This is a genomic window from Symbiopectobacterium sp. Eva_TO (assembly GCF_053848865.1).
On record NZ_JBSPEY010000004.1, the window covers coordinates 3,199,241 to 3,212,158 of the forward strand.

Genomic DNA, 12,918 nt, shown 5'->3' on the forward strand with positions numbered 1-12,918 from the left:
TGGGCTTAACCTGGTTGCTGGATAATCAGTACGGTAGCGGAGCGGGCGAGGCTTCTGGCGTCGGTATCCGTATTTTCAACAACCGAGGGCAAGCCATCAATCTACTGCCGGATTTAACCTCATACGGCACCGGCAACCCGCGCGGGTGGTATGCCTTTAAAGAATTAACCACCAGGGTCTCTGCAGGTAGCACAGAAATTTATGCCGGAGATTTTACCGCATCGCTGGAAGCGATTAATCAACAACCGATTACACCGGGGACAGTCAATGCGCAATTGCAGATCATGGTCAGTTTCCAGTAGCGCGCAGAAAGCCATCAGCGGGATGCTGTGCGTGCTTTTCTTGATGGGGGAGGAGCCTGCATTCGCTGTGGTCAATGTTGAAGGCACTCGCGTTATTCTGCACAACGGCGAGATGTCCACATCGCTAATGCTGTCCAATTCAGAAAAACAGCCCACGCTGGTACAGATCTGGAGTGATGCGGGCGATCCGCTGCTCCCACCCGAGCGTGCTACAACGCCGTTGATCGCCGTACCGCCGGTATTCAGTATGAAGCCGGGTGAGGAGCGTTCTTTGCGTTTGTTGCTCACCTCGCGTCAGGGGTTTGCCAATGACAAGGAATCGCTGCTGTGGCTCAACGTCTATCAAATTCCACCGAACACTGCAGAGATGACGCGCCACACGCAAAGCGTGGTGTTGCCGCTGCGCTTGCGCTTGAAGGTGTTTATTCGGCCAGCCGGGCTGGGCGACCCTAATGAGTCTGATGGCGAACAACTGCGTTTTCGTTTGCTGCAAGCGGCGGACGGGCAACAGTTGCAGGTCGCTAATCCCACCTCCTGGCATATGACGCTGACCGACATCAGCTATGCTGAACAGCGTCTGGGCTGCATGATGGTGGCTCCGGCGTCCAGCGTAAACCTGCTGATAAATCGTTCGATCGTCGGACAGTCGCTCAGCTATCAGCTCATCAACGATACCGGTACCCACTGGCGTTATTCCACGACACTATCTCCTTGAGCGTAACTGATTACACCGTGCGGCCTTTCAGTAGCTTTCTCACCCAAAAACGATTCGGGTTCAACGCGGCGAGCGTTGATGCATCGAGCGGCAACGGTTCTCCGTACAGTTGCCCTGCCAGAATTTCGGCAGCCAACGGGGCAGAGCACAATCCGCGCGATCCTAGCGCACCGATAATGAACAGATCCTTATGAACCGGTGCCACGGCCACACGTTCTGGCGTGTACTGCTGTACGTCAAGTGACGCGTATTGATGTAGCGTCAGTGCGTGATCCGGCGCGGCACCGAGCAGCGGCAGATGATCGCGCGTAGCACAGCGCACGCCCTGACGTGCTGCGTTGCCGCTGACGTCAATGTCATTCACCCACGTTGCATCGGGCAAGCAGGCCGCGAGGCGCTGGTGGTTTTCCTGCTGCTCGTCTGCGCTAAACGTGGTGGCAACCACGCCTCGCTGGTAGCTGGCACCGATACAGTGCTGCTGGTGACGAGGGCTGACGGGAGTCAGATAGCCATCGTAACAAAGGACGCGTTGCAAGCTTTGTAGCACCGGCGTAGTCGGGATATGACTTACCTGACCGCGCACCGCATAGCTGGGGAGATGCTGAGTTTGCGACCAGTCGCTGAGCTGGTGTCCATTCGCCAGGATCACCACAGGATGGGTTTTTTGCTGCCCGTTTGCCAACCTCAGTTGCCAGCCGGATGCATTTTTTTCCAGCGCAGAGACGCGAGTAGCAAAATGCACGACCAACCCGAGCGATTGTGCGTGTTTCAGCGCATGGGTCGTGAGCTCTGCCGGGCACAGCCAGCCACCTTCGGCATAGCTCACACCTGAAAAACCTATCGCCAATCCGGCCGTTGCATCCATCTCATCAGTGCTGAGCGGCGTAACTACCTCTATCGGCCAGTTGCCGTGCAAGATTTGCGTGATTTTGCGCGCGCTTTTTTCATCGTAGGCAATCTGATTAACACCGCACCAGTCATGTTCATAGGCGATACCGGCTTGCAGCAGTGAATCGTACTGGCGACGGGCAAAACCAAAAGCGGTGGCAAAAAAGCGGGAAAGCGCATCGTGTTTGTCGTTGAGTAACGGGTAAAGGGCTCCCTGACGGTTACCGGATGCGCCTAACGCTGGTGCCTCATCTTCACAATAGAGTGTCACGTACGCGCCGCGTTGCAGCAGCGCCAGTGCTGTCAGTACGCTGGCAATACCACCGCCAATAATAGCGATATCCTCTATCGCGCTCGCGGCCGGGCGTGAATACCAGGGGGTTGCCGCCGGCGCCAGGATGGCGTTCGGTAATACGCCGCGCAGCATTTCGCGTTTTTGCCCGTAGCCCTTGATCTTTTCCACATCAAAACAGGCTTGCTGTAGCCCCCGACGCACAAACCCTGCGGCAGTGAATGTCGCAAAGGTACCCTGTGCCCGGCACAGACGTGCCATGGCGTGAAACAGGTTATCTGTCCACATATCCGGGTTTTTGGACGGGGCAAAGCCATCGAGAAACCAGGCGTCAACCTGATGCGTCAGGGAATCGTCCAGCGTTGGCAGCAAGTCGTTGATATCGCCAAACCACAGGTCAAGAGTGATGGCACCGTCAGCCAGAATCAGGCGATGACAGCCCGGCAGCTCCGACGGCCATGCCTGCCGCAGCGCTTCGGCGTAAGGTCCGAGTGTCGGCCAGTGGGCGTGCGCCTGTTCCAGATCGGCCACGCGCAACGGGAATTTTTCAAAGCTGATAAAGTGCAGGCGCCGCAGCGTGGCCTGCGGATGCTGCGCGCGAAAATGGGCGAATGCTTCCCATAGCGTCAAAAAGTTCAGGCCAGTGCCAAATCCGGTTTCTGCAATGATGCACAGCGGGCGTGAATGCTCAACAAAGCGCGCCGGAAAGAGATTGCCTTGCAAGAAAACGTAGCGGGTCTCTTCCAACCCATCCTGATTTGAGAAGTAAACGTCATCAAACTGTTGCGAAACAGGTGTACCCTGTTCGTTCCAGGAGAGCGTACCGTGCTGAATAGCATGGTCTTTCACGATAATTGACTCATTTTTAAAGCGATAGCGTGATTTTACTCAGCCAGTGTCGAGCGCGCAAATTTTGTAAAAGGTTGGGTGATTGGACTTGTTCAGCTTACATCTGTACGCTAAAGTGCGTGACGAAATCCCAAAATACATTTATGCGGAAAGAGGTATTGAATGAAACGTGCAGTGATTACTGGCCTGGGGATCGTCTCAAGCATTGGTAATAACCAGCAGGAAGTCCTGACATCGTTGCGGGAAGGTCGCTCGGGTATTACGTTCTCACAAGAGCTGAAAGATTCCGGTATGCGTAGTCACGTCTGGGGCAATGTGAAGCTGGATACTGCCGGCCTCATTGAACGTAAGGTCGTGCGTTTCATGAGCGATGCCTCTGTCTATGCTTTTTTGTCGATGGAACAAGCCATTGACGATGCCAAGCTGGCACCTGAGGTTTACCAAAATAGCCCGCGCGTCGGTTTGATTGCCGGTTCCGGCGGTTCAGCGCGTTCTCAAGTGTTTGGCGCGGATGCCATGCGCAGCCCACGGGGCCTGAAAGCAGTTGGTCCGTATGTGGTGACCAAAGCGATGGGGTCTGCGGTGTCCGCCTGTCTTGCAACGCCTTTTAAAATTCAGGGCGTGAACTACTCCATCAGTTCTGCCTGCGCCACCTCTGCACACTGTATTGGTAATGCGGTAGAGCAGATCCAACTGGGTAAACAGGACATCGTATTTGCTGGTGGCGGTGAAGAGCTATGCTGGGAACTTGCCTGTGAATTTGATGCCATGGGCGCGTTGTCTACCAAATATAACGAAACGCCTGAAAAAGCGTCCCGTACCTATGATGCCGATCGTGACGGTTTTGTTATCGCCGGTGGCGGCGGTATGGTGGTCGTGGAAGAACTGGAACATGCTCTGGCGCGTGGTGCACATATTTACGCCGAAGTGGTGGGATACGGTGCAACCTCTGACGGTGCCGACATGGTTGCGCCGTCCGGTGAAGGCGCCGTGCGCTGCATGAAGCTTGCGATGCAGGATGTGGATACCCCTATCGATTATATCAACACCCATGGTACTTCTACGCCGGTGGGTGACGTGAAAGAGTTGTGGGCGATTCGTCAGGTGTTTGGCGACGCGGTGCCGCCCATCTCGGCAACCAAGGCAATGACCGGGCACTCCCTCGGCGCAGCGGGCGTACAGGAAGCGATCTACTCTCTACTGATGCTGGAGCACGGTTTTATTGCGCCGAGCATTAACGTTGATACGCTGGATGAGTTGGCGCAGGACATGAACATCGTGACACAACCGACTGAGCGTAAGCTGACTACGGTAATGTCCAACGGTTTTGGCTTCGGCGGCACTAATGCTACGTTGGTGATGCGTAAGTTAGCGTAATTGATATACCCTAAACCGTCTGTTTTGCTGAACCGGGGCCTTGTGCCCCGGTTTTTTTGTCGGTTAAAACAGTACCCACAGCAAAAATATCACCACGCAAACGCTGACAATGGGCCAAAACAGCGGTTTGTTGAACACGGCTTGGAGAGCAGGTGGTAAGACAGCAACCAGCGGGTTGGCAATCGGCTGCGGATGCGGGAACAGGCTCTGTATCGTCAGTTCCCCGTCGGAAGCGCGCTGCATGAGGTGAGCGAACAAAAAGGTCACCAGTTCGTTGAGTTGCGGTTGGGTAAACAGTGTTTGTACCCCGGCATTGAAACGGTTTTGACTGTAGTCCAGCAACAACTGTCGCTCATTGGCCTCCAACGCGGGTTGAAACAGAGTGTACAAGGTGGAGTGAGTCGCGGTCATTGGGGGTTGCGCCGCATTGCCTGCGGTCGACGTTGTTGCCAAAGTCGCGGGTGCATCGCTGCGCCCATTGCCAGTGGTCAGCAGATGATGCAGGTCAGTTTGCGTTTGCAAATATTGCATCAGGAGCGGCAAATGACGAGCGGGGATCGGCGTGCCCGGCGGCTGGTGTTGCATTGCCGTCAATGACGTCCAGATTTTTTCCGTCGATTCGCCCAGTAGCGCGGACAATCTCACCACCATCTGATTCAGGCTGTTCTGCTCGACGCTGGATAACGGACGTTGCAGCAGGGCAGTGGTCGCGGCATTGGTGAGCGCATTTTGCACCAGCGTTGTGGCAAGCGCGGGTGCTCTGTCTGACGCGGCATTTAGCGGTGCCGCATCGGGCGGTGTTTGCAACATGGTCAGCACCCGTTGTAACGGAGGCTGCGTCAGCGCTTTGAGTTCGGTATGACCAAATTCCTGACGTAAAAATTGAGTGACGCGCTGGCTGTTGTTTTCTTGCGGCAGCAGATCGGTCAGGCGTTGCAATAACGGATGGCGGGCGCTGCTTTGCTGTGTTTGAGCCTGCACCAGTTGGTTCTGCAATGACTGCTCGGTGGCGGTAAAATGCTGTCCGAGCAATGTCTGGTTTGGCGCCAGACCAATGTCCAGACGTAGTGTGGTCCAGATGGCATTGTTACTCAGTGACGTTAGCGCCTGTAGCTTGACCACCAGCGTATCCAGCGTGGCGCGCTGGGTAAAGCTGAGCGGGGAGTTCGCCGCCGCCGTATTGGATGAGGAAGAGTCAATGGCCGAAGTCGGCGATGCGGGGGGGCGATCTCCCGGCGTCGGGGTTCCCGGACTGCTGACTGGCTGCATGATGGACTCCTCACTGCGTGAAAAGCACCCTGCATTCCCCGGGAGCCCTGAATAGGCAACGGAAATCATAGCAAGGTGTCTGGTGCGAGAATAGTCAGATCATAGGGGAAAATGCCTTCTTATTTGCGGTTTGCTTCCACTTCATGGATTTGGCTGCGAGACGTATCGCTATCCGGTGCGCAAACTGCATTGTGCTCAGCGCGCGGAGTACGCATATGCTGCGCCATGACAACCCCGAGTAATACCAGAATCCCGCCTACGATGTGGTAGCTGTGCAGTGTTTCATGCAGCAACGGGCTTTGTTGAATAATAGGGAATCGTGCTGTTTTACTATGCCCATTTTGGTAGAAAATGCTTATCACCTCAGGCATTCCGTTTTCTCATGATGCTTAACTGCATGATTTTACGTTGCTGGAAACAATCGTTTTACTGGGCTGGTAGCATAAAATCTGTTTATTCAACAAAGCCGCAGCAACGTGACGGCGATCAGTGCGGTAAACACCGGTGTCAGATTAATGAAAATACTGGCGTTATTGGCCCCGATGCGCATCACCCCGACGATCCACATCCACGGAGCAAGGATCGAGGCGAAAATACCGGCGAACAGTACCAGCGGTAGATTTTGCGCGTTCAGGGCAATGCTTTGTGCCAACAATAAGTTCGGCAGCAACAGCACGACACCAAAGGCAATCTGCACGTAGAGCGACACCCAGGTGGGCAGAGCAATGGACCAGCGTTTAGGTTAACACGCCGTACAAGGCGTAGGCTAACGCAGCAATAAACATCATTACCTCGCCGCGCCCGATGCCCTGCGCCAGAATCAGAGTCGGATGTCCACCGCTGATAAGCCAACTGATGCCGAAAAAGGAGAGCAGACTGCCGCACAGTAAGCTCAAGGTGGGCACCACGCCGAGCAACGGAATGCTGATCAATACCGTGAGCAAGGGGATCAACGAAACCATAATGCCCATCATCAGCGCACTGATGCTGTGTGCGGCATAGTAGGCCATGCTTTGGTAGAGTACCATGCCGAGAAACCCTAGAAACAGCAATTTTCCCCAGTGTAGCCTGATGGTGCCCGCGTGTCGTCGCAACTGAGGCAACATAAAGGGCGTCAGTACCAGCAGAGCCAATAGCCAGCGGTAGAATGACATCGCTGCTGGATCGATGACACCAACGGAAAGTTTATTAACGATCACGTTAAATGACCAAAACAAGACGGCGATAAGGGGGAATAACAGTTGCATGATAACAATTCTCATTAACGTGGTAAGTCAGTTTACGACAGGCGGGTTTGTTCTATATAGTGAAAATAAGACATCCTGAATGGCAAGACAGACAACATGACGCGACAACGTTCTTACTACCGTCCTGAAGGCATACCGCCGAATGGGGTGTTTTTGCGTACCGAAGCGGTTAGCGCGGATACGGAATACCTGCCTCATCGTCATGAGTGGGGGCAATTGTTGTATGTGGTTTCTGGCGTTGTGGTACTGCGTCTCGCACAGGAGCGTTTTTGGGCGCCGACCCATTTTGCTATCTGGTTGCCTCAGGGGGTTGAGCACGCTTGCTACAACCAACGTCAGGCCACCATTCGCACCATCAATTTTGATGCGCGCTGGTATGCAGAACTTTCCGAAACGCCGTGCCTGCTTGAGGTTGGCCCGCTGTTTAAGGCGATTCAGGATGATTTGTTCGCGCGCGACGTACTGATCCCTCACGATAAACCCGACCTGCGCTTGTGTCGTGTGTTGTGCGATCAAATGACGGTGGCGCCGCGCCAACGCAATTACTTGCCAGGAACCGACGATCGCCTGTTGGCTCCTGTGTTGCATGCGCTGGAGCAGTGCCCGGCGGATAACCGTACGCTGGCGCAATGGGCAACTGAGGTCTACAGCACGGAACGCACGCTGTCGCGGCGCTGTCAGGCATTACTCGGTATGTCGTTCAGCGAGTGGCGACAACGGCTACGCTACCTGCAAGCGTTGGCCTTGTTGCGTCAGGGCATGAGCGTGCAGTCTGTAGCGCTGGAAGTCGGCTACAGCTCTTCATCGGCGTTTATCGCCATGTTTCGCCAGCAAAGTGGGTCCACGCCGGAAGGGTATCGAACCAGACCTTAATCGATGGGGATAGCGTTGGGATTCTTCACCATTCGGTGGCAAAATAGTGCCCCTGTTTTTCTTGCAAGCGTTGCCTGACCGGGGTCGTACATGAAAATTGTGGTTGATGAGAATATGCCATATGCGCGCGAGCTGTTCAGCCGCGTGGGTGAGGTAGTGGCCGTGCCGGGAAGGCCGTTGCCCGTTGAGGCGTTGACACAGGCACACGCCCTGATGGTGCGCTCCGTCACGCTGGTTAACGCCGCGCTGTTAGCGGATTCGGGCGTGACCTTCGTCGGCAGCGCCACGGCGGGTACCGATCACGTGGATGAGGCCTGGCTGCGTGAGCAGGGGATCGGATTTTCAGCCGCGCCGGGTTGCAATGCCATCGCGGTGGTGGAATACGTTTTTTCTGCGCTGCTGATGCTGGCGGAGCGAGATGGCTTTCAGTTGCGCGACAAAACCGTCGGGATTGTCGGTGTGGGCAACGTCGGACGGCGTTTGCAGGCTCGCCTCAACGCCTGGGGGGGTAAGACGTTACTGTGCGATCCCCCTCGCGCCCGCAAGGGGGATGTTGGCTCCTTTTTACCGCTGGATGCGCTGTTGCGTGACGCGGATATTGTCACGTTGCATACGCCCTTGACCAAGGGTGGCCCAGATAACACTCTGCACCTGATTGATGACGCGGTGCTCGCCGCCTTGCCCGCAGGCCGTATTTTGATCAACGCGTGTCGCGGGCCAGTGGTTGATAACGCAGCCCTGCTGCGGGCGTTACAGCAAGGCAAGGATCTGCGCGTGGTGCTGGACGTGTGGGAACCGGAGCCGGGGCTTTCGCTGGATTTGCTGGCGCGTGCGGACGTGGGTACGGCGCATATTGCTGGCTATTCGCTGGAAGGCAAGGCGCGCGGTACCACGCAAGTGTTTGAGGCGTTGTGCCAGTTTCTCGGGCAGCCTCAGCAAGTGCCGCTGTCATCGCTGTTGCCTGCCCCGGATATCACGGATGTGCACGTAACGGCCCCTCTCGATCAAGCGTTGCTGAAGCGTCTGGTGCATCTGGTGTATGATGTACGCCGCGACGATACGCTGTTGCGCCAGTCTGCGGGTCAAGCTGGCGGATTTGATCGTCTGCGTAAACACTATCAGGAGCGCCGCGAATGGTCTTCGCTGCGTGTCACTTGTTCTGATGAGTCCAGTGTGGCCTGTCTGAATGCATTGGGTTTCACTGCCGTCTTGCCGTAATACGGTGAGAGGGAGTCATGAAATACGACGTTTTTAGCGTAGGGTATTCGGGTGGCGATATATCGCCCGAGCAAGAGGTATTGACGAATGGGGGAACACCACATGTCTGACGGCTGGAATATTGCTCTATTGGGCGCAACGGGTGCGGTGGGAACGGCGCTGCTGGAGTTATTGCAAGAGCGCGCGTTTCCCGTAGGCACGCTCTATCCGCTCGCCAGCGAACGCAGCGTGGGGGAATCCGTGAGGATCAACGGCACATCCTGGCAAGTCGAGGATGCGGCCGAGTTTGATTGGTCTCAGGCACAGTTGGCCTTCTTTGTCGCGGGCAGCGAAACGAGCGCACGCTATGCGGAAGAAGCTGGTAACGCAGGTTGCCTGGTGATTGATAGCAGCGATCTGTTCGCGCTGGAGCCGGATGTCCCGTTGGTTGTGCCGGGGGTCAACACCCATGTGCTGGCGGATTACCGTAATCGCAATATCGTCGCGGTGGCAGACAGTCTGGTGAGTCAGCTGCTGCTGGCTATTAAACCGCTGATCGAGCAAGCCGGGCTGTCACGTCTTCACGTCACCAATCTGCTCTCTGTGTCTGCGCTGGGCAAAGTGGCGGTAGACGATTTGGCCGGGCAGAGTGCCCGTTTGCTGAACGGCATTCCACCGGAACCGGGCTTGTTTGCCAAACAGCTGGCGTTTAATGTGCTGCCGTTTCTGGCGGATGGGCAAGGCAGTGTGGCACAAGAGCGTCGACTGGTGGATCAAGTGCGTAAGGTGTTACAGGACGAAGGGCTGCCTATCTCCGTCAACTGCTTACAGGCTCCGGTGTTTTACGGCCACGCACAAGTCGTGCATCTTGAGGCATTACGACCGCTGTCTGCGGAGGAAGCCCGGGATGAACTCGCACGCGCTGAAGATGTTCAGCTCAGCGATGAAGACGACTACCCGACGCAAGTGGAAGATGCTTCTGACAACGTTCAGCTCAAGATTGGTTGCCTGCGCAATGATTACGGCATTCCCGAACTGCTGCAATTCTGGTCGGTTGCGGATAACGTACGCTTCGGCGGCGCGTTGATGGCGGTGGAAACGGCAGAACGGCTGGTGCAGGAGTATCTGGGGTAATGTCAGACAGTAATTTGCCGCAGCAGTCTGCTGGTATCAAGGTGGCGCTGGGCATTGAGTATGACGGCAGCCGCTATTATGGCTGGCAGCGTCAGGCTGAAGTAGAGAGCGTGCAAGGGCATCTGGAACAGGCGCTGAGTAAAGTGGCCGATGAGCCGATTACAGTGTTTTGCGCCGGTAGAACCGATGCTGGCGTGCACGCTACCGGACAAGTGGTGCACTTCACCACCCAGGCTCAGCGCAAAGATGCCGCCTGGACCATGGGCGTCAATGCCCATTTGCCAGCAGATATCTCCGTGCGCTGGGTGAAAACCGTCGATGATGATTTTCATGCACGTTTCAGCGCCACGGCACGTCGTTATCGGTACCTTATCTATAATCATCGCCTGCGCCCGGGGGTACTGGCGCGTGGCGTAACGCAGTTCCACTTCCCGTTGGATGCGGCGCGCATGGAACGCGCCGGGCAAAGCCTGCTGGGTGAGAATGATTTTACCTCGTTTCGCGCCGTGCAATGCCAATCGCGCACGCCGTGGCGCAATGTAAATCATTTAAAGGTTACGCGTCATGGTGCTTACATCGTGGTAGATATTAAAGCTAATGCGTTTGTTCATCATATGGTGCGCAATATTGTTGGTAGCCTGATGGAAGTGGGATGCGGTAATCAGCCTGAATCCTGGATAGCCGAACTGCTGGCGGCTAAAGATCGCACTCTGGCTGCCGCCACTGCGCGCGCCGACGGTCTTTATCTGGTAGCAGTAGGTTATCCGGCACGTTTCGAACTGCCTGTTGCGCCAATGGGCCCGCTGTTTCTGGAAGATTGACCCGTGGCGGACAGTTGTATCGCACCACGCTAAACACTAGAGGATTCTCACGGCATTGCGCCGTGAAACATGCACATGATGGAACTTGTCGCGTTTATACGCTTTATCATCGATTTTATTCTGCATATTGACGTTCACCTTGCGGAACTGGTTGCGCAATACGGTGTCTGGATTTATGCCATTCTGTTTTTAATCCTGTTTTGCGAAACAGGTCTGGTGGTGACGCCATTTCTGCCGGGGGATTCCCTGTTGTTTGTCGCCGGCGCGCTGGCGGCGTTGCCCACTAACGATCTGGATGTACACACTATGGTGGCGCTGATGGTTGTGGCGGCCATACTGGGAGATGCGGTCAATTACACCATCGGGCGTTTGTTCGGGGAAAAGCTGTTCAGTAACCCCGATTCGAAAATTTTTCGCCGCAGTTATCTGGATAAAACGCATCAATTTTATGCCCGTCACGGCGGTAAAACGATTATTCTGGCGCGCTTCGTACCGATTGTGAGAACATTCGCGCCGTTTGTCGCCGGTATGGGTCATATGCGCTACCACCATTTTGCTCTCTATAATGTGGTAGGGGCATTACTGTTTACTTACCAGGTTACCTGTTCGGCGACCTGCCGATTGTGCAAGAAAACTTGAAGTTATTGATTGTCGGGATTATTTTCATCTCTATTTTGCCAGGAATCATTGAAATCTGGCGGCATAGACGAGCGGCGGCCCGGGTGAAGAGTGCGTCGGGTTCACAAGAATAAACGCGGTAATCGCTCCGGTTTGACCAGTTTTCTATCCACAGTCCCGGAGTGTTATGGTTTAATTAGCGGCATTTATGGTCTGTCCCTGATGACGACCTGCGTTATCGGTGCCTTGCAATACGGGTGAAAACACCGGTTCAGGCTGCGGTAAACGGGCGTAGTGACGGGGCAGAGCGGACTGGCCACGGCCAGGTTCAAGCAGAAAGGTTATCAATGAGCTGGATTGAACGAATTCTTAACAAGAGCAACATTACACCGACCCGCAAGGCCAATATTCCTGTAGGGGTATGGACCAAATGTGACAGTTGTGGTCAGGTGCTTTATCGCGCTGAATTGGAGCGTAACCTTGAGGTGTGTCCCAAGTGCGACCACCACATGCGACTTTCTGCCCGTGCGCGCTTGAATGCGTTTCTGGATAAGGATAGCGTGGTTGAGCTGGGTAGTGAGCTGGAGCCCAAGGATGCGCTGAAGTTCAAAGACTCGAAGAAATACAAAGATCGTCTGGTTGCTGCACAAAAGCAGTCTGACGAAAAAGACGCGTTGGTGGTGATGAAAGGCACGTTGTATGGCATGCCGGTGGTTGCTGCTTCCTTTGAATTTGCCTTTCTGGGCGGTTCCATGGCCTCTGTGGTCGGCGCGCGTTTTGTGCGTGCGGTTGAGCAGGCGTTGGAAGATGGCTGTCCGCTAGTGTGTTTCTCCGCCAGCGGCGGTGCGCGTATGCAGGAAGCGCTGATGTCGCTGATGCAAATGGCGAAAACCAGCGCAGCGTTGGCAAAAATGCGCGAGCGCGGTCTGCCCTATATTTCGGTCTTGACCGACCCGACCATGGGCGGTGTTTCCGCCAGTCTGGCGATGCTCGGCGATTTGAATATTGCTGAACCGAAAGCGCTAATCGGTTTTGCCGGTCCGCGCGTTATCGAACAGACGGTACGTGAAAAATTGCCACCAGGTTTCCAACGCAGTGAATTTCTGCTGGAAAAAGGGGCGATTGACATGATCGTGCGCCGCCCGGAAATGCGCTTTAAGCTAGCCAGCATACTGTCTCGGCTGACCAACCACCCCGAGCCGGTGGACACCGCTGAGGTTCGTCCGCCGGAAGTGACCACTGAACCGCAGGATGATGCGCAATAAGTGACACGTGAACAGGGTGCAGCAGGATTGTCCTTAGGCCGTTCTGTGCACCCTGTATCAATGAACCGTAA

General features: G+C 55.3%; 10 protein-coding genes and 3 pseudogenes. 9 read left to right on the plus strand and 4 right to left on the minus strand.

Going from position 1 to position 12,918, the window contains the following annotated elements:
- Nucleotides 1–2 precede the first annotated feature (2 nt).
- A pseudogene (locus ACWWJF_RS19015) lies at nt 3–302 on the plus strand (fimbrial protein); the annotation flags it as partial.
- Nucleotides 303–324: 22 nt separating this feature from the next.
- Nucleotides 325–1,017: a fimbria/pilus periplasmic chaperone gene (locus ACWWJF_RS19020; protein WP_455870301.1), complete on the plus strand. Its 693-nt coding sequence runs from the start codon at nt 325–327 to the stop codon at nt 1,015–1,017.
- A 10-nt stretch (nt 1,018–1,027) separates the two neighbouring features.
- Here the strand turns inward: ACWWJF_RS19020 and mnmC are convergent, their stop codons facing one another.
- On the minus strand, nt 1,028–3,046 hold the full coding sequence (gene mnmC / locus ACWWJF_RS19025) for a bifunctional tRNA (5-methylaminomethyl-2-thiouridine)(34)-methyltransferase MnmD/FAD-dependent 5-carboxymethylaminomethyl-2-thiouridine(34) oxidoreductase MnmC (RefSeq protein WP_455870302.1): 2,019 nt from the start codon (nt 3,044–3,046) through the stop codon (nt 1,028–1,030).
- A 162-nt stretch (nt 3,047–3,208) separates the two neighbouring features.
- Between mnmC and fabB the strand changes: the two genes are divergently transcribed.
- A complete protein-coding gene (gene fabB / locus ACWWJF_RS19030; RefSeq protein WP_455870303.1) occupies nt 3,209–4,423 on the plus strand; it encodes a beta-ketoacyl-ACP synthase I in 1,215 nt (404 codons plus the stop codon).
- 63 nt (nt 4,424–4,486) lie between these two features.
- On the opposite strand, the gene ACWWJF_RS19035 is transcribed toward fabB, so the two are convergent.
- The 3 genes and pseudogenes from ACWWJF_RS19035 to ACWWJF_RS19045 form a co-directional block, all read right to left on the minus strand.
- Nucleotides 4,487–5,692 (minus strand): flagella biosynthesis regulator Flk, encoded by a 1,206-nt coding sequence (locus ACWWJF_RS19035; RefSeq protein WP_455870304.1) that lies wholly within the window; start codon nt 5,690–5,692, stop codon nt 4,487–4,489.
- A 119-nt stretch (nt 5,693–5,811) separates the two neighbouring features.
- On the minus strand, nt 5,812–6,063 hold the full coding sequence (locus tag ACWWJF_RS19040; RefSeq protein ID WP_455870305.1) for a hypothetical protein: 252 nt from the start codon (nt 6,061–6,063) through the stop codon (nt 5,812–5,814).
- A 98-nt stretch (nt 6,064–6,161) separates the two neighbouring features.
- Nucleotides 6,162–6,939: pseudogene (locus ACWWJF_RS19045) on the minus strand (DMT family transporter); the annotation flags it as partial.
- Between the two features lie 96 nt (nt 6,940–7,035).
- Here ACWWJF_RS19045 and ACWWJF_RS19050 point away from each other — a divergent pair.
- The 6 genes and pseudogenes from ACWWJF_RS19050 to accD all read left to right on the plus strand — a co-directional run bounded on the left by ACWWJF_RS19050 (nt 7,036) and on the right by accD (nt 12,847).
- Nucleotides 7,036–7,812, plus strand: coding sequence for an AraC family transcriptional regulator (locus tag ACWWJF_RS19050; RefSeq protein WP_455870306.1), 777 nt, complete (start codon nt 7,036–7,038; stop codon nt 7,810–7,812).
- Between the two features lie 90 nt (nt 7,813–7,902).
- Nucleotides 7,903–9,030, plus strand: coding sequence for a 4-phosphoerythronate dehydrogenase PdxB (pdxB, locus tag ACWWJF_RS19055; RefSeq protein WP_455870307.1), 1,128 nt, complete (start codon nt 7,903–7,905; stop codon nt 9,028–9,030).
- 102 nt (nt 9,031–9,132) lie between these two features.
- Nucleotides 9,133–10,143, plus strand: a complete 1,011-nt coding sequence (locus tag ACWWJF_RS19060; protein WP_455871172.1) for an aspartate-semialdehyde dehydrogenase — start codon at nt 9,133–9,135, stop codon at nt 10,141–10,143.
- Nucleotides 10,143–10,964 carry a tRNA pseudouridine(38-40) synthase TruA gene (truA, locus tag ACWWJF_RS19065; RefSeq protein WP_455870308.1) on the plus strand — a complete coding sequence of 274 codons (822 nt, stop codon included), beginning with the start codon at nt 10,143–10,145 and terminating at the stop codon, nt 10,962–10,964. The genes ACWWJF_RS19060 and truA overlap by 1 nt, the downstream gene beginning before the upstream one ends.
- Before the next feature lie 78 nt (nt 10,965–11,042).
- Nucleotides 11,043–11,716 (plus strand): annotated as a pseudogene (locus ACWWJF_RS19070) (DedA family protein).
- 213 nt (nt 11,717–11,929) lie between these two features.
- Nucleotides 11,930–12,847 (plus strand): acetyl-CoA carboxylase, carboxyltransferase subunit beta, encoded by a 918-nt coding sequence (gene accD, locus ACWWJF_RS19075; protein ID WP_455870309.1) that lies wholly within the window; start codon nt 11,930–11,932, stop codon nt 12,845–12,847.
- The last annotated feature ends 71 nt before the right edge of the window (nt 12,848–12,918 follow it).